Raw genomic sequence first — 23,117 nt, forward strand, 5'->3', positions numbered from 1 at the left:
TGTTTCGGTTCATGGCGGGCGCTGGCGTCTTGAAAACAAATAGCGACAATCGCCATGGAACATGGTCTGTTAAGCATTGAATCTTCAGGAGCAAGGTTGCCCCATGGATTATTTCGGACCGCACATTTTCGGTTATCTGATCGCCCTGATACACACCCTCGGCTCGATCGCCGCGATCCATGCCGTATTGACCGTACGCACCGCCCAAGGCTCGATCGCCTGGGCGCTGTCGCTGATCTTCATTCCCTACCTCACCCTTATTCCTTATCTGGTGTTCGGCCGCAGCACCTTCGATGGCTACATCAAGGCCCGCCGTCAGGCCAACGAACAAATGCGCCTGGCGATTTCCGAGCTCAACTGGCGGCCCTGGGTGGAAGAAGCCCTGACCGCCCGCGCCTCGAATGCTTACGACTCGTTGCGCGCAATGCCGAAGCTGGGGCGCATGCCATGCCTGGCCAACAATGAAGTGCGATTGCTGATCAATGGCGCGGCGACCTTCGAGGCGATTTTCCACGCAATCGACCAAGCGCGGAAAGCCGTATTGATCCAGTTTTTCATCATTCACGACGATCGCCTCGGCCAGCGTTTGCGTGACCTGTTGCTGAAGAAAGCCGCCGAAGGCGTGGTGATTCATTTGCTCTACGACCGCATCGGCAGCCACGCCCTGCCCCACAGCTACGTGCAGGCGCTGCGCGATGGCGGCGTCGAGGTCAAGGCGTTCGCCACCCGCAGCGGCTGGCTCAATCGTTTCCAGGTGAATTTCCGCAACCACCGCAAGATCGTGGTGGTCGACGGGCTGATCGGATTTGTCGGCGGCCACAACGTCGGCGACGAGTACATGGGTGAAAAACCACCGCTGGCACCGTGGCGCGACACTCACGTCCAGGTGCGCGGCCCGGTGGTGGCGTGCATGCAGGAGTCCTTTGCCGAAGACTGGTTCTGGGCCGCGCGGTCATTGCCGCCGCTGATCCTGCCGGACGCTTACCCGGATGAAGGCGTGCTTTGCCAATTGCTCGCCAGCGGCCCGGCGGACGCCTACGAAACCTGCTCGCTGTTCTTCGTCGAAGCCATCCACGCCGCCGCCGAGCGCGTGTGGATCACCAGCCCCTACTTCATTCCCGACGAAGCCGTATTCGCAGCATTGCGCCTCGCCGTATTGCGCGGGGTCGACGTGCGCCTGTTGCTGCCTTCGCGCCCCGACCATCGCATCGTCTACGCCGCTTCCAGCCTGTATGCGTTCGAAGCGGTACGCGCCGGCGTGCGGGTATTCCGCTATGAACCGGGGTTCCTGCATCAGAAAGTGGTGTTGATCGACAGCGAGATCAGCGCCATCGGCAGCGCCAACCTGGACAACCGCTCGTTCCGGCTGAATTTCGAGGTGATGCTGCTGACCGTCGACAGCGAATTCGCCGCCAGCGTGGAACAGATGCTCAACGATGACTTCGCCCAGGCCTACGAAGTCGCCAAAGAAGAAAGCCGGGAGATCCACCGCCTGCAACAGGTCGGTATGCGGATCGCCCGGCTGATTTCACCGATCCTCTAGGTTCAAGGGTGGTAGATGTCGTCCCTCGTCCACGGCAGTTCATGGCTGCCGTCGGCATGGGCCTTCACGGCGAGGATCTGGTGCAGGTTGATCCAGCCGCGAGCGAATGCATAAGCGCAGCCTGCCAGGTACAGACGCCAAATACGCAGCGCCTGATCCGGCACCAGTTTCGCGGCGGCTTCAAGGTTGTCCTCCAGCCGTTCGCTCCAGTGGTCCAGGGTGCGCGCGTAGTGCAGGCGCAGACTCTCGACATCGACGATCTCCAGACCCGCTTCGCTGATCTCGGCCGAGATCATCGCCAGGTGCGGCAACTCGCCGTTGGGGAACACATATTTCTCGATGAAATCCCCGGCGCCGCGCCCCACAGGGCGGCCATCGGTGTGCTTGGCGGTGATGCCGTGGTTCATCACCAGACCGCCCTCTTTCACCGCGCCAAACAGGGTTTTGCAGTATTCGGCGAGGTTGGCGTGGCCGACGTGCTCGAACATGCCGACGCTGACCACTTTGTCGAAGCGCCCATCCTGGGGCAGATCGCGGTAGTCAAGCAGTTGCAGTTCGATCTGGTCTTCCAGACCTTCAGCTTTGACCCGCTCACGGGCCAGCGCCAGTTGCTCTTTGCTCAGGGTGATACCGAAGACCTTGGCGCCGAACTCTCGGGCGGCATAACGCGCCAGTCCGCCCCAACCGCAACCGACGTCCAACAGATAGTCGCCGGGCTGCAGGCGCAGCTTGCGGCACAGGTGCCGGAACTTGGCTTGCTGGGCTTGCTCCAGGGATTCGCTGCCGGTTTCGAAATACGCGCAGGAATACGCCATGTCGCTGTCCAGCCACAGCTGGTAGAACGCGTTGGAAAGGTCGTAGTGATAGGAAATGGCTTTGGCGTCGGTTTCCTTGTCATGCACGGTGCGCACCGGCTGACTGTCTTCGTCCTCGTCGAGCAGCGCCGTGCTCAACTCATCGCACACCCGGATGACCTCGCTGATCGAGCCCTCCAGTTCGAGTTTGCCCTCGACGAACGCCGCCCCCAGCGCGTCGAGACTTGGATGGGTCAACTGGGACACCATCAACGGGTCCTTGACCACGATGGTGACACTGGGCGCCGGGCCCAGATTGAATTCATGGCCGTCCCAGAGTCGCAGGCGTAGCGGAAGCTGCAGATTCTGTAAGGCCGGTGGAAGTTGCGCGAGCATGGAATATCCCCCTGGTTTCAGACGTCTGATCTGAGGGTAGACCATCCTTGAAAATTAGCAGGCTATCGATTTGATAGTCGCCGACTATCAGCCACAGAGGCTGCCACCGCGCTGTCATCCCTGGTTCAGTGCGCCTTCTCAAATGACTGCGAGACCGGCGCACAGTTCGAAAATTGATCAGTCCGGCGCTTTCAGCTTCAGCAGTGGCTCCTGAAATCGCAGCAGGCGTCCGGCGTTGCCCAGCACCAACAGCGTGCTCAGGTTGTGCAGCAACGCGGCGATCATCGCCCCCGCCGCACCGAGCCAGCCGAAGGCGGCGAAAACCACGATGGCCAGCGTCCAGCCCAGGCCGATGATCACGTTCACCTGCAAGGTCCGTCGGCACTGGCGGCTCAGGCGCACACAGGTGCCGAGCCGACGCAGGTCGCTGCCGATCAGCACGATATCGGCGGATGCCAGCGCAATATCCGCGCCGCCCGCGCCCATCGCCACACCCACGACACCCGCCTTCAGCGCCAGCGAATCGTTGATCCCGTCGCCGACCACCATCGGCCGGAAGCCGTTGTCGATTTCCTTGAGCACTCGATTGAGTTTGTCTTCGGGCAACGCCTGGGCTTCGACTTCGTGCAGGCCGACATCCTTGGCCAGTGTCTGCGCGACGCTTTGCCGGTCGCCGGTCAACAGCAGTTGCCGCCCCAGCCCGAGGTCACGCAGTTCACTCAGCGCAAATCGTGCTTCTGGTTTGACCGTGTCGGCCAACAACAGCCAGGCAAGGAATTCTCCGTTCAATGCCAACCCGGCAATCGGGCCATCGTGGTCGGGGATGGCGGTGGTCGGGATGCCCAACTGCGCAAACAGCTCCGGACGCCCGAGTGCGGCCTCGCCTTGCGCGGTTTTGGCCACTACGCCCAGCCCCTGCCGCTCATGAATATCGGTCAGCACCAGCGCCTCTTCTGCGCTGACCAGTCCGGCCAGCGCGCGGCTGACCGGATGGCTGCTAGCCGCACCCAGGCTTGCAGCCAGCGCCATCACCGACCCGTGATCTGCTCGCGGGCTGTTGATCGACTGCAAGCGCAGCGTGCCGTACGTCAGGGTGCCGGTCTTGTCGACCACCAGCGAAGTGAGATCGGCCAGCTCCTCAAGGAACGCCGAACTGCGAATCAGAATCCCGTGCCGCGCCGCCACCGCCACCCCGGCAATCGCCGTGGCCGGTGCCGACAACACCAGCGCGCATGGGCATGCCGCCACCAGCACCGCGAGCATCGCCTGCGCATCGTTGGTGATAAACCAGGTCACCGCCGCGAGCAGCAACACCAGCACCATGTAGCTGCCGGCATAACGTTCGAGCAACCGGGTGATCGGTGGCTTGGAGCGTTCGGCGTTCTGCATCAGCGCGATGACCTTGCCGAGGGTGGATTCATCCCCGGTGCGAGTCACTTCGATTCGCAGCAGCCCGTCGAGGTTGATCGCACCGCCGAATACCGCCATGCCGACGCCCGCCTCGACCGGCACCGACTCACCGGTGATCGACGCCGTATCGAGGCTGGCCTGGCCGGATAAAACCCGACCGTCCGCCGGCACTCGATCCCCGGCGCGCACTTCGACTTTGTCGCCGGCCTTGAGCGTGCCGTTGTCGACTTCGATGATCGAGCCGTCCGCCTGCACCTTGCGCGCGTGGCTGCGGGTCAATTGGCCGAGGGCATGAATCGCTTCCTGGGAACCGATCACACTGCGTTCTTCCAGCACGTGGCCGAAGATCATGATGATCGGCAACAGCGCCGCCGTGAGCAGATCGCCCGTGGCCCAGGCCCCGATCATCGCCAGGGCGATCAACTGGTCGGTGATGCCGTGCAGGCTCGGATAACGCAGGCTGAACCAGGCCGAACGCATTACCGGCACCGCGACTAACAAAGAAGCAAATCCGAGCAGCAACTGACTGACGCCCGTCTGTTCCGGCATCAACCAGCGCCAGATCAGCCCCAAACCGAGCAAGCCGAGGGCGAGCATCGCCAAGGTCAACTGGCGCGCGGCGCGGCGTTGTTCGGCCGAGGACAACAGGCTCGGTGCGGTGGTGGTGGCAGTCATTTACTGGCTCCCTGAATGATCAGGCGTGAATCGTCTTTCGGATCGACCGTGGTGACCGAACCGGCCTGACCGAGAATCTTCGGCATCCGCTCGCGGTACAGACGCAAGAGCATTTGCGGGTCCGTGCCCTGCTGTTGCGCCTTGGCCAGGCTCAATACCGTCGCCGTGTCGGCGGAGGCTTTGGCCAGGCGCTCACCGGCCTGGGCGTGGGCGACTTGCAGCGTGCGGTCGGCTTGCTCGTTGGCGGACTGGGTGAGTTTCTCGGCTTCGGTGCGGGCATTGGCGACCGCTTTGTCGGCTTGCTGGCTGGCGGTGAGGACCGCGTTAAACGCGCTCACTGCCGGCTCCGGCAGGCTCGATTGCACATCGACCCGCGCCACTTCGATGCCGATGCCCTGACCGCTCGCCTTCAACTCGGCGAGACGTCGGTTGATGCCTTGCACCAGATCACCGCGCAACCGTTCGCGACGTTCGGCCGCCTGATTGTCAGCGCCGATCAACTCCGGCCGCGCCACCAGAATCGTGTCCAAGTCCCGCGCGGCCGTCAGCGCCACCGCGCTGCGCGTCACCAATCGATCCAGCGCCGGTAGCACATGTTCGCCCTGCAGTACGAAGTCATAGGGATCCGTGACTTTGTAGAACACCCGCACATCCAGCTGCACCACACCCGCATCACCGGTGAGCAAATAACCGGAACCGGCCAGCGCATCACTCAGCGGCGTGGCGAAGGTTGCCACGCGATCCGCCTGCAGGGCCTGATCGCTGCGCAGCAAGTTTTCCACCCTGCGCTCGATCACCCGATCCGCCGCCGGCAACAAAACCACTTGTTCGAACGGCTGCGGCCAGGCCAACAACAACCCGGCATTCTGAATGCGATCCAGCGCTCCGAAATGCAAAACCACCGCTCGATTTTGCGGGTCGATCTGCCGGACATTGGAAAACGCCCAGGCCAATGCCGCGAGCACTGTCACCGCATACAGCGCGAAAAACGCCAGACGTCCCGCTTGAATCCACGGACTGTTCAGCGAATGTGTTCCACGTGGAACTTCATTCATGGCTGCGATCCGCTCTTGCTGTCGAGATTGGGCGGACCGTCGACCAACACCCGAAATGGCGCGGCATCGGTGCGAAGGATCAGTTTGGTATCTGGCGAAACGATGGTGCCGAGGGTATCCAGCGAGCGCAGCAAGTTGTACAGCTGCGGTGAGCCGGCGTAAGCGCGCCCATAAATCTGCGCCGCTTCCACCCGCGATTGGGCTTCGATATCGGCGGCTTTCACCGTGGCATCGGCTTGCACGATGCGCGCATCGCGTTCGGCGGCGGAGCGAATTTGCGCTGCCTCTCGCTTGCCGATGGCCGTGCGCTCGGTGGCGATGGTTTCACGCTCGGCACGCATCCGGTCAACCGTTGCAGTGAGGGTCACCGATGGCAATGTCAGCCGTTCGATACCCACCTGCACCACCCGCACGCCGTAAGTGGCGAGCAGCTGCTGATCGATTTGCTGGCGCAGCTGCGCTTCAAAATCGGCGATGCGTACCTGGCTGGCATCGGTATTCACCAGATTGGCCAGATCGAAACTGCTGGCCGTGGTTTCCAGTGCCGAGCCGACAAACGTGCGAATCTGCCGCGCCGCTTCGTCCGGCTGGTTCTGCACAGCGCGCATGAAACGCTGCACGTTGTCGGGATCGCCCTGCACCTGCCAAGCCACGTACGCCTGAACGATGATGCGCAAACCGTCGCGGGTGCCGACATCCTGCAAGCCGCTGGAGGTCGTGCGCAAACGCAGATCCACCGGAATCGCCGCTTCGAACGGTGCCGGCCAGCGCCAACTCAGCCCCGGTTCCAGTAGCACGCGGGACGGATTGCCGAAACGGGTGATGACCGTGGCTTCACCGGAACGCACTTGCACCAGACTCGCCGCCGCGATGGCGAACGCCACCAGCAACGCTGCACAGCCCATGCGTTTCCACGGAAAAGGCCCCGCCTCTTCCGGCGCACCGTGGTGATGGTGATGATGCCCGTGATGGTGATGACCGCCGCCATGAGCATGATCGTGGCCGCTGTGGTCATGGTGATCGTGAGTGTGCGACTGGCTCAATGGGTGGCTCCTGGCTGAGCGGTGGTGCGCGCCGGATCTGCCGGCAGCGTGAACGTACGCAGGTCGATGGTCGGTGCGTTACTGCTGCCGCCCAGGCGATGGTCGAGTACCAACAGTTTGGCTTTGCTCAAACCCTGGCTGAGTTGGCTGAGGTATTGCTCCAGCACGAAGGCTTGGCCGGCGCTGGCGTAGGCTTTTTGTTCGGCGCTGAATTTCAGATCCGCCGCCCGGGCGGTGGCATTGATTTCATGGGCGTTGGCACTGGCCTGATCCCGAGCGAGGCTGGCCTGCAACTGCGCCTGGTTACTCGCTTCGGCAGCGGCACCGCGCTCGCGGGAGATCAACGCCTGAGCGCCGATCTGCGCCGCTTGCACGCTGTGATAGGCATTGGCCGCCCCGGCGGGCGGGTGTATCGCTTCGACCACCGTGGCGAGAATTTCCACGCCGCTGTCGAGTTTCTGCAGATCGCTTTGCACGGCGCGGCCGATTTCTTCGGCGAGCCCGATCCTGTCCTCGCCAAGCAATCCGTCGAGGGTACGCGAGGCAAAGTCATGCACCAGAATCCGGCTGGCGGTGCTGCGGATCAGCGTCGGCACATCGGCGCTGTTGTAGGTGGCGGCCAGTGCGGCTTGATCGCTCAGGCCGATGCGATAGACGAAGCGCACGTCCATGTTGACGATCTGAAAGCTCTGCTGATCGCCCCGACTGCTGGCGATAACCTGAGACTTGTCATTGACATGACTGGCGTCCCACAAACGGTTGGCGGTGAGTGGCGCCGGGCCTTCTGCCGGGTCCAACTGCACGGGCGCCGGGTTCTCGCCGACGCTGGTCGCCAATTCATGGACCACGCCGTTTTCAACATTCAGTACACGCCCCAAGGGCCAGGGCAAACCCGCATGCAGCCCCGGCCCGAACACCTGCACCGGTTTGCCGAAACGCTCGTAAATCCCACGGCTTTGCATCGGAATTTCGTGAAGGCCGGTGAGCAACCAGCCTACCGCTGCCACCAGTACCAACACCGGCAAGAACGCGCGGCGCATGTAACTGAAGGCCCAGATCTGGCGCAGATCGATGCCGAAGCGGTTGTGCAATTCATGTTGCAATGCGAGCAACGGTTGTGGCGGCCAACGCAGCAGATCAGCGACAAAACTGCGGGCCAGCAGCACCGGTTCGAGTTGTTCGCGGCGCGGGCTGAACAGCGACAGCAAGGCACGCAGCAGCAATTCCACAGCGACCAAACCCGGCAGAATGCCAATCAGCACTGCCAGACGCACCGGCCAGATTGCACTGTCACTGGCGAACAACAGGCACAACGCGCCCAGCACCAGACTGATGATTGCCACTCGCGTCAGCTGCGCCAGCGCTCCGGCTTCGGGCCATTGCGCCGAGTTTTCCTGCGCCAGCTGTCGCTCCAGTACCAGCAGACCGAACGCCAGCAGCAACGCAATGGCCGCGCCGACCGTAGCGGACAATCCCACCCCCGCCGCCGGCAGCGTCAGGTTCCACGTCTGTTCGAGACTCAACAACACCAACAACGACCACGCGCCGAGCCACAACGTGGACGCGCCGATCTGCCCGAGCAGATGCAGACTGCGCTGGCTCATCCGATCCAGCAGCCGCTCGTACCAGCCGTCCGGCGCAGGTTCTTCAGCAACCGTCACCGGCACCACGGGATTGATCACCCGCGCCCGCCATTGCGTCACCCACCACGCCGATTGCAGCCCCGCCACCAGCACCAGCAGCGCCGCGCTTTGATTGACCAGCAGCGCGGGCCACAGCGATTGCGGCGCAAACAGCCCGACAAAAAATGCCAGTACCCACCCTGCCCCGGTCAGCGCGCCCAGACTGATCGCCAGGCGACGCAAACGCCGGCCCTGCGTTGCCGCTTGCTGAAAGCGCGGCAACCCGGTCACCGGCGTGCCTTCATCCAGATCGACTTGCATATCCCCCCAAACTCTTTGGCTCACTGCACATATCGTTACGATATAACGAAAGTCGTGAAATATTTGTACTCATTTGCATCATTCAAAGATGGGCAACCTGTCGCTTGCCTGAAGCCTTGACCGAAATGTCTGGAAACGCACATATTACGTTCGTAATTTTTAGCACGAACTACTTTTACCGATCCGCATCCTTCAGCCAGGAGTAAGAGCATGAGCAACTATGACGTGGTGATTCTGGGCGGTGGCCCCGGCGGTTATAACGCAGCGATCCGCGCCGGCCAGCTGGGCCTCAAGGCCGCGTGCGTCGAGGGTCGCGCCACGCTGGGTGGCACCTGCCTGAACGTCGGCTGCATGCCGTCCAAGGCGCTTTTGCATGCGTCCGAGCTGTACGAAGCGGCGCTGGGAACGGAGTTCGCCAACCTCGGTATCGAGGTCAAACCCACGCTCAACCTCGCGCAAATGATGAAACAGAAAGACGAAAGCGTGAGCGGCCTGACCAAAGGTATCGAATTCCTGTTCCGTAAGAACAAGGTCGACTGGATCAAGGGCTGGGGCCATATCGACGGCCCCGGAAAAGTCAGCGTGACCGGCGATCAGGGCAGCCGGATCGAGCTGACGGCCAAGGACATCGTCATCGCCACCGGCTCCGAGCCCACTCCCCTGCCCGGCGTGGAGATCGACAACAAGCGCATCCTCGACTCCACCGGCGCGCTGTCCTTGAGCGAAGTGCCCAAGCATCTGGTGGTAATCGGTGCGGGCGTGATCGGCCTCGAACTCGGCTCGGTCTGGCGCCGGCTCGGCGCGCAGGTGACGGTGGTGGAATACCTCGACCGCATCTGCCCCGGTGTCGACGGCGAAGCCGGCAAGACCCTGCAACGCTCGCTGAGCAAACAAGGCATCAGCTTCAAGCTGAGCTCGAAAGTGACCAGCGCCACCTCCTCGGCCACTGGCGTACAGCTCAGCGTCGAACCCGCCGCTGGCGGCAGCGCGGAAATCCTCGAGGCCGATTACGTGCTGGTGGCCATTGGTCGTCGCCCGTACACCCAGGGCCTGGGCCTGGAAAACGTCGGCCTGAGCACCGACAAACGCGGCATGCTCGCCAACAAACAGCATCGCACCGAAGCGCCCGGTGTGTGGGTGATCGGTGACGTGACCTCGGGGCCGATGCTCGCGCACAAGGCTGAAGACGAAGCCATGGCCTGCATCGAGCAGATCGTCGGCAAGGCCGGTGAGGTCAATTACGAGCTGATTCCCAACGTGATCTACACCCGGCCGGAGCTGGCCAGCGTCGGCAAGACCGAAGAGCAGTTGAAGGCCGAAGGCCGGGCGTACAAGGTCGGCAAATTCCCGTTCACCGCCAACAGCCGGGCGAAGATCAATCACGAGACCGAAGGCTTTGCCAAAGTCATCGCCGATGAACGCACGGACGAAGTCCTCGGCGTGCACCTGGTCGGCCCGAGCGTCAGCGAAATGATCGGCGAGTTCTGCGTGGCCATGGAATTCAGCGCCTCGGCCGAAGACATCGCGCTGACCTGCCACCCGCATCCAACCCGCTCCGAAGCGTTGCGTCAGGCGGCAATGAATGTCGAAGGGATGGCGACGCAGATGTAAGCACTGTGCGAATACTTCCCGCGCAATGCGGGAAGTATCAGGCCGGCAGATGCCCCAGCGGCAATGCGCCGGGCGTTTTCACCGTGTGGATCGCAAAATTGCTGCGGATATCGCTCACCCCCGGCAGCTTCAACAGGCAACCGGTGAGAAAGCGGTCGTAGGCGCGCAGATCCGGCACCACCACTTGCAGCAGAAAGTCCGATTCCCCGGACACCAGAAACGCTGAAATCACCTCCGGCAATGCGGTCACCGCCCGGTGGAATGCCTCGGCCTGTTCGTCGTTGTGGCGCTCGACCTTGACCCCGACAAACACCGTCAGCCCCAACCCCACTTCATCACGATCCAGATTGGCCTGATATCCGCGAATCACCCCGGCCTCTTCGAGCATCCGCACCCGGCGCAGGCACGGCGATGCCGACAGGCCGATTTCGTCGGCCAGTTGTACGTTGCTCAGGCGTCCGTCCCGTTGCAGTGCGGCAAGAATCTTGCGGTCGAAGGCATCCAGTTTCATGGTTGGCAGATCCTGATGGTTTTCGCGGTGAAAGAGCGCAGATTATGCCAATCCAGAGGCCTTTAGAAGCTGACTACGCAACCACCTGCCCTGCCCTTCGGCCCTAGACTGAGGCTACCGAATCGACAACGAAAGGGGTGCGACATGGCAAGTCTCTGGCTGTTTTTCCTGGCGCTGGCAGTGGTCTTTCTGTTGCCCGGCCCGGACATGATCCTGCTGTTGCAGACCGGTGCCCGTCAGGGACGCGGCGCAGCGCTGGCCACGGCGGTGGGTCTGGCCATCGCCCGAGGCTGTCATGTAGCGCTCGCGGCGTTGGGGCTGGCGGCGCTGTTCAAGGCAGCGCCGTGGACCTTCGATGCTGTGCGGATCGCCGGGGCGGCGTATTTGCTGTGGATCGGCATTCAATGCCTGCGCACCACGCTGTTGCCGGATCTGGACGCCGGCACCGTGACGGACAGTCATGCGCAGTGGTATGCAGCCATCCGCCGCGGCCTGCTGACCAACCTGCTCAACCCTAAAGCGTTACTGTTCTGCTCGGTGCTGCTGCCGCAGTTCATCCTGGCAAATGGCGCAGCGGTGCTGACCCAATTCGCCGTGCTCGGTGCGATGCTGGTGGGCACAGGTCTGCTGTTCGACAGCGCCTACGCCCTGACCGGCGCCGCGCTGGGCCGCTGGCTGAAACACAGCCCGACGGCCCAGCGAGTGCAACAGTGGTTGTTCGGCAGCCTGTTGATCGGCTTCGCCGTGCGCCTGACGTTCGTCCAGCAGGCTTAGGCTTTGCGGGCCTTACGCTGGCGGCGGGTGATCAGCAGCAACGCCACAGCGCTGAAGGCCACGATCGCTCCGATCTGCACCGGCCACTTGTACGGCCGCAGTGTCGAACGCACCGAATCGGTCACCTGAGTGACGTAGCGCTTGTCGGCACTTTCGAAGTCCGGATAAGGACACTGATGGCCGAAATCTACGGCCCACGGCACGTACGGCCCTTCGTCGACATAGCGTTTGTACAAGGCGCTCTGCTCTTCCAGGCTGCTGTTCCAGCCCGCCGCCGAGCACAACACGGCGGCGAACGCCTGACTGGTGTGCGGCAGATTATCCGCCGCCCGGCTGGCCAGCGCCGTGGCGACAAACCGATAGTGAAAACGCTCATCCGGCTGCGCTTCACTGGTCTTCTGACGCTGCACTTCGGCTTCGCTGACCAGCGGGCCGACTTTCAGCTCGGTATTTTCCAGGCTGTAGTTGCCGCCGAAGGTCGCGTAATCCGGAGCCATTTCATAGCCCAGGATGTCCATGCCCCACTCACGGGCCGTCCACGCGGCATTGAACAGCGCGCTGGCACGCTTGGTCGGCCACCATGCCGAATCGGCCTTGAGGCGTTGCTGGCCATAGAGCCGGGCCTTGTTCTGCAGATCAGCATTGTCGAAATAGCCGACCGCTTCTTCGTAATGCCCCTCTCGCAACAGACGCCGGCCCAGCAGATTGCGCAGGCTGGCGGCCACTGGCAGCGGCACGTAATTGTCGCGATCCTGCTGGCTCAGCGCGGGCGGTGCCGGGACGTTGGTATCGACATAGTTTTTCAGCTCATCGACCGTCAGCACTCGCTCGGCCACGGTCGCCGCGTCGAACCAGTAAATATGCTGGCTGCGATACAACTGGTCGAAGGCCTGCAGGTACTCGCCACGTTGCAGCGCAAGAATTGCGCTTTCACCTTCGACCCGGCATTTGGGCTGCACGCTTTCGAGATTCCAGTCGGCAGTGCGCCGCTCGCCCCAGGATTCGTCCTGCGGGAACGCTTGCGCAGCCTTCGCGTAGGCCGCAGCCGCTGCGTTCCGGTCGCCATCGCGCACCGCCAGTTTTGCCCGCAGCCACCACGCCAGACCGCTGTCGCCCGCGTGTTCGAGGAACGCCTTGGCGCTGGCGTAATCGCCTTGCTGATAATTCATCGCCGCCAGGCGATCAGCGTTGTCGAGGCTGCCTCGGGTACTCGCTTGCAGCGCTTTGACCAGCTTCTTCTCGTTCGGCGGTTCATCGCCGAACGACCAGCCAATGCGGCTAATCAGCGAGGCGGTCACCAGTTGCTGCACCGCTTCGCGGCGCAGCAATTTCGCCAGCCGATCTTCGGGCTCCTCGGCCAGTTCGTTCATCAACTGCTTCAGCGAGGTGTAACCGACGTTCGAGCCGTGCAGGTTTTGCGCGGCATACAGCTTGATGGCGTTGTTCCAGTCACCCGCCATGCGCAGCGCCCGCGCCTCTTCGCCAAGGCTGGCCACGCCCAGTTCCAGCGGATCGCTGAAACCGTCGATGCTCAGTTGCCGCGTCTGGCGGAACGCGTCGATAGCGTTTTCCCAGGCTTCGAGCGCATCGCCCGCTTCGATGCTCATGGCAAAGTACGCCCGGCCCAGAGAATAGGCAGCCCAGGTGCTGCGCAACGCACGCTGATCGGCCGGCAGCGCCAGCAACTGACGGAAATACTCGACCGCCAGTTGATGGTCACCGGCGCCGAATGCCACCGCGCCCGCCACATACAGACGCAGTTCCGCCGGCAGACTCGCGCCCTGCACGTCAACCTGATGCGCATCGGTCAGGCCGCGCAGTTGTTTGACCAGCGCTTGCTGTTCAGGGGTCAGGCCGATCTGCTCGGCCTTGTCGCGCACCTCGGCGGGATCTGGCGCCTCGGCGTAGATGTCATCCGGATTGTGGGTGGCGGCGGTAACGTTCTTCAGCCCGGCAATGGTTTTGCCGAGGCGACTGATCTCGAATCTGAAGTTGCCCTCCGGCAGTTCCGCCAGTGATTGCCCACGATCATCGAGCAGACGCATCGGAAAATCCGGGCCGCAGGCCAGCGCCGAGCCCAGCGGCAGGCTGAGGCTCAGGCAAAGCAGATGGCGGGGCCAGTTACGGGTCAACATGCGAACCTCCTTGATCAATATTTGCGCAGCGTGCCCAACCGATCGCCCGCTGCCCGCCCGCCGGCAGGCGGCCGTCGCGCAGGCGGGTGAAGGTAAGCAGATCCGCCGTCTGTTGCAACGCATAACCGGCGAGCGCGTCAGCCCCTTCGCAGCCCCGGGCCTTGAGGGTGATGCGGGCGGGCCAGGCGCTGTCGAGGTTACCGACATTACGCAGGGCAATGTCTTGCAGGCCATTCTGTTCGGTAAACACCACGCCGAGATGGCTGCTCAACGCATCGCCTCGGGCGACCGCACGCAGCGTGCTCAGGCTCCAGGCCCTGCGGTCGTTGGCCAATGGCAGCCGAAACCAGATCAGACCGGCCAGATGCGCCGGGCGATCCTCGCGTAACTCATTTGCCAGCCGGCCCAGTTGTTGTGGATCGGCAAGCAATTCGCGGCGCTGGCCACCCCGTTCGAGCGGTACTTCGCTTTCCACCACCGGAGCGCCATCGACATCCGGCAACAGCGCCACGCCATAGGCCGGCAGCGCCAGATAAAACGGTTTGTCGGTCACTCGCCCCCAGGCCTTGGCCCAGCGCCGCGCCTGTTCGGAGTCGAACAGACCGCGACGCGGATCGCTGACGGCATGCACCTGCAACACACTGCTGTCGACGGTCGCCAGCAACGCCGGCAATTGCGGACTGTCGAGCCAGGCAGGTAACGCAGTGATGCTCAGGGGCAGATTGGCCGGCAATGCCGTACGCAAGAGAGCAAGGAATCCGATGTAAGCAGGCAGGCGGGCATTGCCGGCGTCATGGTCGATCTCGATCCCGGCCAGGGTAAGTCCCTGACCTTGCCAGTCAGCGAGCACTTGGAGGATCTGCGCCGTGACCGCTTGCGGGTCGAGCGCCTTGAGCTGGCCGTCGAGGCGAATCACCGCGATCAACGGCCGGGCATCGCGTCTCAGCAACGCAGAATCGACGCGTGCCCGACTCCATCCGGCATTCGGGAACGCCTGCAACGCCAAGACCCGCAACGTCGAAAAGTCGCTGCGACTGTCGTTCAGGGCAGGTTCATGGGCCGGCGTCCATTGCCGTTGCCAGACGTAAAGTTGCTGATCGAGTGGCACTGCGTCCTGTCGCTCACAAGCACACAGCAACAACACAGCCACCAGGGCGAACCACCCGATGATAAAGCGCATACCTTGCAGATCCCTGAGACATCAGGCTGCAAGGTTACACAAAAGCGTTCAGGGCTTGCGGGCAATGATGACCTGACTTTTCGCCACCACCGCATCCAGCGCCTGCTTGATCTGCGCGCCGCGCGGCGAGTCGAGCACCGCTTGCCAGGTCTCGGCCCAATGGTTGAGCAGCGGATGATCCGGGTTGCTGAACTCGACCTTCGCTTCCCAGAACAGCATCATCCACATCGACCAGTAAAAGCCGTACTGGCTATGGCTGATGATCTCGAGTCCCGCCTCGCTGACCATCGCCTTGAACTGCTCTTCGCTGATGATGCGAATGTGGTTGGGCTTCTGGAAATACTCCGGCGCGGCGATGTCTTTTTGCAGGTCTTCGGAGCTGGGGTGCGGCACGCTCAGCAAATACAGCGCGCCCGACTGACCGACGCGCACCAGTTCGGCAAGGAACTGCGCCGGGTCGTCGACGTGCTCGATGACTTCAGTGGACACCACGCGAGTGGCCGTTCCATCGGCGATCGGCAGCGGATTGCAGTCGGTCACATGGCATTCGACGCCACGCGCCGGCGTATCGCTCAGGCGCTGGCGAGTCGCTTCGACCTTGGCGCCGTCAATGTCGGCGATGATGATCTTCGCCCCGCGCATGCCGCAGAAATGCACGTTGCCACCGTCGCCACAGCCAACGTCCAGCAGGGTGTCGTCGGCGGTCACCGGGAAACCCTTGAACAGCTCACCGGTTTGCTGGTTGAACCAGCCGCTGAGCATCGCGTCGTGCAGGCCGAGCATGTAAGGGTCGACCTTGTCGGCGACCGGTGCGACAGCGTGTGCGGGGGCCGGAGCCGCCGTGAGTTTTTTCAGAAGGCTCAGCATGAGGTGGCTCCAGGGGACGAGACGACGGTTCGCGAGGTGGCGAGGCGTTTCACCAGCGTGGCGCCTCGATTGCGCATGGGCATTTCGATCAAGCGGTAATTGAGTTCGCTGAGCAGCACGATCAGGCCACCGGCAATCAGCAGTGTCAGGATCGGATGTCCCGCCGGGCTCGGTAGGCCGGCGCCCTGCAAACGAAAGATCAGTTCCCGCACCAGTTGATAGGCCGGGATGTGGATCAGGTATATGCCGTAGGAGCGGCTGCCGATCCAGGCCATCAGTCGTTGCAGCCTGCCGGCCGGCAGCAGGTAATCGCGGTCGTACGAAGCAATCCACACCAGCACGGCGCTGAGCACGGCGATCGACCCGATGCGGTAACCGGCGAAGGTGAAACGGTCGGTGGCCATGAAGCTCAGCAGCGCTCCGAGGCCGATCAGCGCGAACACTCCGGCCCATGGCCGCCGCAGGAATACCGGCTCCCAACGGCGATAACCCGGCTGCACGCTCCACATGGCCAACAGCACACCCAGCGCCAGCGCATCGGTACGAATCACCATCAACAGCGGCGTGCGCACCGTGAACAATTGCACCGCCACCAGCGCCAGCAATGCCCACACCAGATACTTGCGGCACAGCATGATCACAAGCGGGAACAACAGGTAGAACTGCTCCTCCAGCGCCAGGCTCCAGTAGACAAAACTGCTGCCGTATTCGTAATGAAAGAACGCATCGGCAAAGCGGAAGTTGGCGTACTGCAGTACCCCGGCCAACGTGGCCTGGACGTTGGCGGACCAGGTCCCGAACGCGCCTGATCGATTCAGAAACACGCACGCCAGCAGCATCAACGCCAGCCACAGCCAGGCCGAGGGCAACAGACGAAACGCCCGACGCAGCCAGAAATTGCGCGTCTGCTCCCAGTATTCCTGGCGATTGCTGCAACCGCGCAGCGCCGGGATCAGGCTGCGGGCAATGACAAACCCCGAGATCGCAAAAAACAGGTCAACGCCCCACCATGGCTGCGCCCAGGTATGGATCCTTTCAAGCAGCGGCACCGGGTCGGTGAACAGGCTGCCCTGCAAGTGATGAAACAACACGCCGAGTACCGCGACAGCGCGCAGGACTTCAATGTCCATGATCCGCTTGCCGCTCATGACACAGGTCCTGCATCGAGCGGTTTGCGGGCGATGATCACCTGACTCTTGGGCATGAACCGGTCGAGCATCTGCTTGATCGCCAATCCATCGGGCTGCGCCAGCAAGTCCTGCCAGGTTCTGGCCCAACTCTCCATCAACGGTGGATACGGCGCCTGGATCCGGTCGCGCACGGCACCGCCCAGGTCACGTCCTGCAGCCCGTTCGCTGGCCCAGAAAAAGATCATGCCCATGACCCAGAAAAATCCCGTGGCCTGACGATGCTCAATCACCAGACCGGCATCCTCAACCAATGCCGCGAAGCGCTCCGGGGTGAAGATCTGCACATGATTGGGTGACTGGTAATAACCCGCCGGGGCAATGCCCTGCTGCAAATGCTCGCCCACCGGCGCCGGCACACTGAGCAGGTACAGCGCACCGGGACGGCCCATGCGTACCAGCTCGGCCATGAACGGCTCGGGATGATCGATGTGTTCCAGCACTTCCATGCACACGACCTTGCTCGCACAGCCGTCGCTCAGCGGCAATGGCAGGCTGTTGCTGACCAGACCGAGACTGGCCTTGCGGCTCTGCGCTTCGACTTGTCGGGCGAGGTCGCGCACCTTGTCGTGTTCGCTGTCGGTGAAGATCACCGAGGCGCCCTGGCGCACGGCGAACAATGTTGCCACGCCCTCGCCACACCCCACGTCGAGCAGGGTGTCGTCCGCGTCAATGACAAATCCCTTGAGCAACTCACCACTGTCGCCGTGAAACCAGCCGTCGAGCATGGCGTCATGCAGACCCACCTCCCTGGGCGACACGCCCGCGGCAACCGGTTCAGGCACGGATACCGGCGCCGGGTGCGCAACCGGACGCAAACGCTTCAGCAATGCGCGGATCATGTGCCCGCGGCTTCCGTTGCAGCGGCACCACGGTGCTCGTGTACCTGAGCGAGAAAATCACGCAACCGCTGCTCGGCCACCGCCTGACTGCAGAACGCCTGCAGGCTGGCAACGGCCTGCGCCGACATCTGCGCATAGCGCCCGGGATCGTTCTTCGCCACCTCATAGCTGTCGCGATAGGCCACACAGACCGACGCCCAGTTGGTCATGTAGCGCAACGTGCGGAACGCCTTGCGCGGATCGTGAGGCCAGGCGGTGAGTTCATCGGTGGACTCGACCAGGAACGCGTTGTCGGTGCTCAGATAATCGATCATCGCCGTGGTCCGCGGCGCCACGGCCGGCTTGCCGCAGGACATGAATTCCATCAGCGGCAGGCACTGGCCCTCGCCGTAGGAAGTGTTCACCACGTAACGGGTGGCCTGCACGAGACGCTCGTAGTCGGCATCCGCGAGGTAGCCATAAATCAGCACGATGCGGCAGCGGTAGGACTGGTTTTTGTACAGGTGATGAAGAATGTCGCCGAGCGCTTCTTCGGCATCGTGGTGCGTGAGCTTGAGCACCAGCGTCGCGTCTTCGACCTCGCGAAACGTCACGCAGAATGCGCTGAGCATGTCTTCCCAGTTCTTGCGTCCGTCACCGGGATTGAACACCGATGTGTAGACGACACCGTCCAGCAGCAGCTCCTGCTCGCGCGCCGGCGCCTGGAAATCGATGCCCTTGCCACGGCGCAGGTGTTTCGGGCCGAACGCGTCGAGATCGAGCTGACGACTGTCGGCGACCAGCCCTTTGATCGTCAGGCGCACCGGCCCTGTCGAGGGCTGGCCCTGAAGCTGCGCGCCACGGGCCGCGAAGCGATCCCACACCGGCGCCGGCACCGCGACAATCGGGTAATCGGCGCCCATGGCCTCGCGCACCGCGTTGACCGTGTAGGTGGAATGGGTGATCGCCGCGCCGCAGGCCCGGAGCACCGTGCGCCAGTCATTGCGCGGCTCGTTGTCGAAGGGTTCGTTGGGGATGGTGCTGAACTCCCAGGCGAACACCGGCAACGTCGGGCACGCCAGGTGGATCGGCGTGCGGTGCGGCGGCGAGAACGAGAGGAACACGCACGGCTCGCCACGGGCCAGGCATTCCAGATACAGCGCATCGACTTCGCGCGCCGGGTCGACGACCTCCACCACTCGCCCAAGACGCTCGAGCACCGGCCGGTATTCCTTGAGCACGAAGTAATAGCTGTACTCCGAGCGACCGAGGTTTTGCGCGATGGTGTGCTGGTTGGTTTCCGAATGAATGATGATCAGCATGAGGCGTTGTCCGTCACGGGGGCGGTATCGGCGGCCAATGGCTCGAGGCCGAAAAAGTCCGCCATGCGCCGCTGCACCGGAGCAAACGCGCAGTAGTCGTGCATGCGTTCGACAGCGGCGGCAGACATGCGCGCGTATTCCTGCGGCTGCGCCTTGGCCATCCGGTAGCTGTTCTCATAGGCGCTTTTGAGCGAAGCCCAGTCCGGCCGATAGCGCAGGGTGCGGTAGATGATGCGGGTGTCCTGGGGCCAGATCGTCAGCTCTTCGCTGGACTGCACGACGAAGGCCACGGTGTCGTCGATGTAGTCTTCCATGGCCGTGTGATCCGGGGCGATCACCGGTTTGCCGCTGGACATGAACTCCATCAACGGCAGGCACAGGCCTTCGCAGCGTGAAGCGTTGACGTAAAAACTGGCCGCCTGGTAGAGCCGCGCGTATTGCGCGTCGTCCAGATAACCGTGCATCACCAGCACCCGGCAGGCGAACGGTGTCAGTTGTGCGAGCAGGGTCATCAGTTCGCTGTAGTAGGACGCCAGATCGTTCTGCGTGATCTTCAGCACAAGTGTCGCGTCAGGCGTTTCGCGAAAGGCCCAGCAGAAGGCGGTAACCAGATGATGCCAGTTCTTGCGGCCGTCCCTGGGGTTGAACACCGTCACGTAGATCACGCCTTCCACCGTGGTCTCGACCACCGAGGACGTGTCCGGCAGATCCAGCGGCGGTGGCTCGGCCACGGCCACCGCATGCGGAGCGGCAATGGCCGGCAGGCGTTTCTCGAGCCAGGCGTGTGTGCGATCCGACAGCAGATCCTGCACACCTTCCCAGTACCAGTGGTGCAGGTATTTCACCCGTTCTTCACCCGCCCCCAGCATCCACAGGCGCAGATAATGACGGGCAATGACCAGGCGGCGTTTGAACGTCAGCGGTGGCGGGCGCAGTGCCTCGATTTCAGCCAGTTGTTCGGCAGTCAGCGGCTTGGGCAACAGATCGTCGGCAGATAACGCCAGCGTGCGACTGTCGAAAATGCAGCCCTTGATGGCCAGGGTCGCGCCGGGATTGATCGGCGCACTGACATGCTGCTCACGAATGGCGGCGAAGTTTTCCCACAAGGGCGTCGGCAGCACGAGTACCGGAAAGTCCTCGCCCATGGCGCGGCGAATCGCGCGGGCGGTGTGGCTCGACAGCGTGATGACCCGTCCCTGTCGTGCGAGCATCTGCGTCCAGTCGTGGCGCGGATCATCGTCCCATGACTCATCGGGGATCGAGTCGAACTCCCATGCGATCACGCAGATCGTCGGGCATTCAAGATCGGTCGGGGTATTTTGTGGCGGCGTGAAAGACAGGAAAACGCTGCTTTCACCGGCGGCGAGCAGTTGCCGATAGAGTGGATCAACCTCGGCGCTGGTAGACACCACATGCACCCGCCCCAGGCTTTCCAGCACCGGGCGATAGGCCTTGAGCACGAAGTAGTAGCTATATTCGGGACGCCCAAGACTCTGGCTGATGGAGCGGTCGTTGACGTCCGAGTAGAGAATGAAATTCATGGCATCCCACGGTGCAACCGCCATCCCGGCAGCTTCACGCTATGACGGCCGGGCGTCGGATCGAACCGGCATCAGCGCTGTTCGTCCTGCGTCATCGGGCACGTCTTTGTTCTTGTTTTAATGGTCGGTTTTACCCTGTCGCACGATCCTTGCGAAAAGCCGCCGGGGATCGCGACGAGGGGCATTCTAAACACATCCGTCGCGCATTCGGGAACCGCCGGGCGAGAAAAACCCGACTACGCTGACGAGAACTGACCGGTCACGATTTGCCCTGTTGAAATTGCTGCGCAATTGGCACAGATTGGCAACCAAACAACTACAACAACGACTTCACCCTTTGTCTGGGCCGGGTTTTCTCTCGGTCTGACAGACATCCCCTTACAGCCTGTGGGAAGAGGTGAAAGTTAAAGACCAAGGGGTCGCTGTTTGAAAAAAAGTCTGTTCATCACGGGCCTCAGTGGGTTCGTAGGACAACACATTCAGTCACGTCTGCAAGGGGAAGACGCGTCGTGGCAACTGCTGCCTGCCGCCTCTGCCTATGACCTGACAAACCCGGACAGCCTCATCGATCTGTGGCCGCAACTGCCCGATGCGGTCATTCATCTCGCCGGCCAGACCTTTGTTCCTGAAGCGTTCCGCGATCCGGCACGAACCTTCGACATCAACCTGCTCGGCACCCTGAACCTGTTGCAGGCCCTCAAGGCCCGCGGCTTCAAGGGCACGTTCCTGTATGTCAGCTCGGGCGATGTCTACGGCCAGGTCGAAGAACCCGCGCTGCCGATCACCGAACAACAAGCACCCTGCCCGCGCAATCCTTACGCCGTGAGCAAACTGTCGGCGGAATTTCTCAGCCTGCAATGGGGGCTGAGCGAAGGCTGGCGAGTAATGGTCGCGCGGCCGTTCAACCACATTGGTACCGGGCAGAAGGACAGCTTCGTCATCGCCAGCGCCGCGCGGCAGATCAACCGCATCAAGCAAGGGCTGCAAGCGCCGCGCCTGGAAGTCGGCGACATCGATGTCACCCGCGACTTCCTCGACGTCGGCGACGTAGTCTCGGCCTATTTCGCCCTGCTGGAAAAAGGCACGCCGGGACAGGTCTACAACATTTGCTCAGGCCATGAGCAAAGCATCCGCAGCCTCATCGAACAGATGGGCGACCTGGCCCAGGTCAAGCTGCAACTGGTTCAGGATCCGGCACGCATGCGCCGCGCGGATCAGCGTCGCGTCTGCGGCAGCCACCAACGGCTGGCCCGGACCACAGGATGGACGCCGCAAATCACTACACAACAATCCCTGCGGGCGATCCTGTCCGACTGGGAGACGCGAGTACGACAAGAATGACAAAAAGTGCATTGATCACCGGGATCACCGGCCAGGACGGCGCGTATCTGACCAAGCTGCTGCTCGACAAGGGTTACAAGGTTCACGGCCTTGTCGCACGGCGCAGCAGCGATTCACGCTGGCGCCTGCGGGAGATGGGCGTCGAAGCGGACATCGTCTATCTGGATGGCGACATGGCCGATGCCTGCTCGGTGCAGCGCGCGGTGATCAAGTCGGCGCCGGACGAGGTGTATAACCTGGCAGCCCAGAGCTTCGTCGCGGCCTCCTGGGACCAACCGGTGACTACCGGCATCGTCGATGGCCTGGGCGTGACCCACCTGCTCGAAGCGATCCGGCAGTTCAGCCCGCACACGCGTTTCTATCAGGCGTCCACCAGCGAAATGTTCGGTCTGATCCAGGCCGAGCAACAGGACGAGAACACCCCGTTCTACCCACGCAGCCCTTACGGCGTGGCCAAACTCTATGGCCACTGGATCACCGTCAACTACCGCGAAAGCTTCAACCTGCACGCCAGCAGCGGCATCCTGTTCAACCATGAATCGCCCCTGCGCGGCATCGAGTTCGTGACCCGCAAGGTCACCGACGCCGCCGCCCGGATCAAACAGGGCAAACAGCAGGAGCTGGCCCTGGGCAACATCGACGCCAAGCGCGACTGGGGCTTTGCCGGTGATTACGTCGAGGCCATGTGGCTTATGCTGCAACAGGACAAGCCCGACGATTTCGTGGTCGCCACCGGCGTCACCACCACCGTGCGCGAGATGTGCCGCATCGCCTTCGATCACGTCGGCCTGAACTACCGGGATTACGTGAAGATCGACCCGGCGTTTTTCCGCCCGGCGGAAGTCGAAGTGCTGCTCGGCAACCCGGCCAAGGCCCAGCGCGTGCTCGGCTGGAAACCCAGGACCGACCTCGACACCCTGATTCGCATGATGATGGATGCGGACATGAAGCGCGTCGCCAAGGAGTAG

18 protein-coding genes are annotated in these 23,117 nt (G+C 62.7%); 5 read left to right on the forward strand and 13 right to left on the reverse strand.

Annotated features, from left to right (window positions below):
• Window positions 1–103 precede the first annotated feature (103 nt).
• Window positions 104–1,543 (forward strand): cardiolipin synthase, encoded by a 1,440-nt coding sequence (cls, locus tag ACKUG4_RS12440; RefSeq protein ID WP_085612449.1) that lies wholly within the window; start codon window positions 104–106, stop codon window positions 1,541–1,543.
• 2 nt (window positions 1,544–1,545) lie between these two features.
• On the opposite strand, the gene cfaB is transcribed toward cls, so the two are convergent.
• From cfaB to hflK (ACKUG4_RS12465), 5 genes are all read right to left on the reverse strand, one after another.
• Window positions 1,546–2,733 (reverse strand): C17 cyclopropane fatty acid synthase CfaB, encoded by a 1,188-nt coding sequence (gene cfaB, locus ACKUG4_RS12445; protein WP_064600572.1) that lies wholly within the window; start codon window positions 2,731–2,733, stop codon window positions 1,546–1,548.
• Window positions 2,734–2,910: 177 nt separating this feature from the next.
• Window positions 2,911–4,818, reverse strand: coding sequence for a heavy metal translocating P-type ATPase (locus tag ACKUG4_RS12450; RefSeq protein WP_445434103.1), 1,908 nt, complete (start codon window positions 4,816–4,818; stop codon window positions 2,911–2,913).
• The gene (gene hflK / locus ACKUG4_RS12455; RefSeq protein ID WP_064600576.1) at window positions 4,815–5,873 is read right to left on the reverse strand and encodes a protease modulator HflK; all 1,059 of its coding nucleotides are present in this window, start codon (window positions 5,871–5,873) and stop codon (window positions 4,815–4,817) included. The genes ACKUG4_RS12450 and hflK (ACKUG4_RS12455) overlap by 4 nt, the downstream gene beginning before the upstream one ends.
• Complete coding sequence (hflC, locus tag ACKUG4_RS12460) at window positions 5,870–6,916, reverse strand: protease modulator HflC (protein WP_445434104.1); 1,047 nt, start codon at window positions 6,914–6,916, stop codon at window positions 5,870–5,872. Before hflC ends, hflK (ACKUG4_RS12455) begins: the two co-directional genes overlap by 4 nt.
• Window positions 6,913–8,859, reverse strand: a complete 1,947-nt coding sequence (gene hflK / locus ACKUG4_RS12465; protein ID WP_445434105.1) for a protease modulator HflK — start codon at window positions 8,857–8,859, stop codon at window positions 6,913–6,915. Before hflK (ACKUG4_RS12465) ends, hflC begins: the two co-directional genes overlap by 4 nt.
• Window positions 8,860–9,069: 210 nt before the next feature.
• On the opposite strand from hflK (ACKUG4_RS12465), the gene lpdA reads away from it, so the two are divergent.
• On the forward strand, window positions 9,070–10,470 hold the full coding sequence (gene lpdA / locus ACKUG4_RS12470; RefSeq protein ID WP_064600586.1) for a dihydrolipoyl dehydrogenase: 1,401 nt from the start codon (window positions 9,070–9,072) through the stop codon (window positions 10,468–10,470).
• Window positions 10,471–10,507: 37 nt separating this feature from the next.
• Here lpdA and ACKUG4_RS12475 read toward each other — a convergent pair whose 3' ends face one another.
• Entirely contained in the window at window positions 10,508–10,981 is a 474-nt protein-coding gene (locus tag ACKUG4_RS12475; RefSeq protein WP_414882456.1) for an Lrp/AsnC family transcriptional regulator, read from the reverse strand.
• 144 nt (window positions 10,982–11,125) lie between these two features.
• Between ACKUG4_RS12475 and ACKUG4_RS12480 the strand changes: the two genes are divergently transcribed.
• Window positions 11,126–11,755, forward strand: a complete 630-nt coding sequence (locus tag ACKUG4_RS12480) for a LysE family translocator (protein ID WP_445434106.1) — start codon at window positions 11,126–11,128, stop codon at window positions 11,753–11,755.
• Here ACKUG4_RS12480 and ACKUG4_RS12485 read toward each other — a convergent pair.
• Genes ACKUG4_RS12485 through ACKUG4_RS12515 form a run of 7 tightly spaced genes read right to left on the reverse strand, consistent with a single transcriptional unit; the run spans window position 11,752 to window position 20,808 of the window.
• Window positions 11,752–13,890 carry a hypothetical protein gene (locus ACKUG4_RS12485; protein WP_445434107.1) on the reverse strand — a complete coding sequence of 713 codons (2,139 nt, stop codon included), beginning with the start codon at window positions 13,888–13,890 and terminating at the stop codon, window positions 11,752–11,754. The genes ACKUG4_RS12480 and ACKUG4_RS12485 overlap by 4 nt on opposite strands.
• Window positions 13,877–15,070, reverse strand: coding sequence for a DUF3142 domain-containing protein (locus ACKUG4_RS12490; RefSeq protein WP_445434108.1), 1,194 nt, complete (start codon window positions 15,068–15,070; stop codon window positions 13,877–13,879). Before ACKUG4_RS12490 ends, ACKUG4_RS12485 begins: the two co-directional genes overlap by 14 nt.
• 48 nt (window positions 15,071–15,118) lie before the next feature.
• Window positions 15,119–15,937 carry a class I SAM-dependent methyltransferase gene (locus ACKUG4_RS12495; RefSeq protein WP_163973762.1) on the reverse strand — a complete coding sequence of 273 codons (819 nt, stop codon included), beginning with the start codon at window positions 15,935–15,937 and terminating at the stop codon, window positions 15,119–15,121.
• Window positions 15,931–17,085 (reverse strand): acyltransferase family protein, encoded by a 1,155-nt coding sequence (locus tag ACKUG4_RS12500; RefSeq protein ID WP_085647133.1) that lies wholly within the window; start codon window positions 17,083–17,085, stop codon window positions 15,931–15,933. Before ACKUG4_RS12500 ends, ACKUG4_RS12495 begins: the two co-directional genes overlap by 7 nt.
• Window positions 17,082–17,966, reverse strand: a complete 885-nt coding sequence (locus tag ACKUG4_RS12505; protein WP_445434109.1) for a class I SAM-dependent methyltransferase — start codon at window positions 17,964–17,966, stop codon at window positions 17,082–17,084. The genes ACKUG4_RS12500 and ACKUG4_RS12505 overlap by 4 nt, the downstream gene beginning before the upstream one ends.
• Complete coding sequence (locus tag ACKUG4_RS12510) at window positions 17,963–19,267, reverse strand: glycosyltransferase (RefSeq protein ID WP_445434110.1); 1,305 nt, start codon at window positions 19,265–19,267, stop codon at window positions 17,963–17,965. The genes ACKUG4_RS12505 and ACKUG4_RS12510 overlap by 4 nt, the downstream gene beginning before the upstream one ends.
• Window positions 19,261–20,808, reverse strand: coding sequence for a glycosyltransferase (locus ACKUG4_RS12515; RefSeq protein WP_445434111.1), 1,548 nt, complete (start codon window positions 20,806–20,808; stop codon window positions 19,261–19,263). Before ACKUG4_RS12515 ends, ACKUG4_RS12510 begins: the two co-directional genes overlap by 7 nt.
• 426 nt (window positions 20,809–21,234) lie before the next feature.
• Here ACKUG4_RS12515 and ACKUG4_RS12520 point away from each other — a divergent pair, with 426 nt between their 5' ends.
• A complete protein-coding gene (locus tag ACKUG4_RS12520) occupies window positions 21,235–22,149 on the forward strand; it encodes a GDP-mannose 4,6-dehydratase (protein WP_445434112.1) in 915 nt (304 codons plus the stop codon).
• Complete coding sequence (gmd, locus tag ACKUG4_RS12525; RefSeq protein WP_445434113.1) at window positions 22,146–23,117, forward strand: GDP-mannose 4,6-dehydratase; 972 nt, start codon at window positions 22,146–22,148, stop codon at window positions 23,115–23,117. Before ACKUG4_RS12520 ends, gmd begins: the two co-directional genes overlap by 4 nt.

The sequence above is a fragment of the Candidatus Pseudomonas auctus genome, from assembly GCF_048654275.1.
Classification (GTDB): Bacteria; Pseudomonadota; Gammaproteobacteria; order Pseudomonadales; family Pseudomonadaceae; genus Aquipseudomonas; species Aquipseudomonas pharyngis.

Coding starts and splice junctions, on each gene's coding strand:
- cls (WP_085612449.1), top strand. CDS start 104: ATGGATTATTTCGGACCGCACATTTTCGGTTATCTGATCGCCCTGATA.
- cfaB (WP_064600572.1), bottom strand. CDS start 2,733: ATGCTCGCGCAACTTCCACCGGCCTTACAGAATCTGCAGCTTCCGCTA.
- ACKUG4_RS12450 (WP_445434103.1), bottom strand. CDS start 4,818: ATGACTGCCACCACCACCGCACCGAGCCTGTTGTCCTCGGCCGAACAA.
- hflK (WP_064600576.1), bottom strand. CDS start 5,873: ATGAATGAAGTTCCACGTGGAACACATTCGCTGAACAGTCCGTGGATT.
- hflK (WP_445434105.1), bottom strand. CDS start 8,859: ATGCAAGTCGATCTGGATGAAGGCACGCCGGTGACCGGGTTGCCGCGC.
- lpdA (WP_064600586.1), top strand. CDS start 9,070: ATGAGCAACTATGACGTGGTGATTCTGGGCGGTGGCCCCGGCGGTTAT.
- ACKUG4_RS12475 (WP_414882456.1), bottom strand. CDS start 10,981: ATGAAACTGGATGCCTTCGACCGCAAGATTCTTGCCGCACTGCAACGG.
- ACKUG4_RS12480 (WP_445434106.1), top strand. CDS start 11,126: ATGGCAAGTCTCTGGCTGTTTTTCCTGGCGCTGGCAGTGGTCTTTCTG.
- ACKUG4_RS12485 (WP_445434107.1), bottom strand. CDS start 13,890: ATGTTGACCCGTAACTGGCCCCGCCATCTGCTTTGCCTGAGCCTCAGC.
- ACKUG4_RS12490 (WP_445434108.1), bottom strand. CDS start 15,070: ATGCGCTTTATCATCGGGTGGTTCGCCCTGGTGGCTGTGTTGTTGCTG.
- ACKUG4_RS12495 (WP_163973762.1), bottom strand. CDS start 15,937: ATGCTGAGCCTTCTGAAAAAACTCACGGCGGCTCCGGCCCCCGCACAC.
- ACKUG4_RS12500 (WP_085647133.1), bottom strand. CDS start 17,085: ATGAGCGGCAAGCGGATCATGGACATTGAAGTCCTGCGCGCTGTCGCG.
- ACKUG4_RS12505 (WP_445434109.1), bottom strand. CDS start 17,966: ATGATCCGCGCATTGCTGAAGCGTTTGCGTCCGGTTGCGCACCCGGCG.
- ACKUG4_RS12510 (WP_445434110.1), bottom strand. CDS start 19,267: ATGCTGATCATCATTCATTCGGAAACCAACCAGCACACCATCGCGCAA.
- ACKUG4_RS12515 (WP_445434111.1), bottom strand. CDS start 20,808: ATGAATTTCATTCTCTACTCGGACGTCAACGACCGCTCCATCAGCCAG.
- gmd (WP_445434113.1), top strand. CDS start 22,146: ATGACAAAAAGTGCATTGATCACCGGGATCACCGGCCAGGACGGCGCG.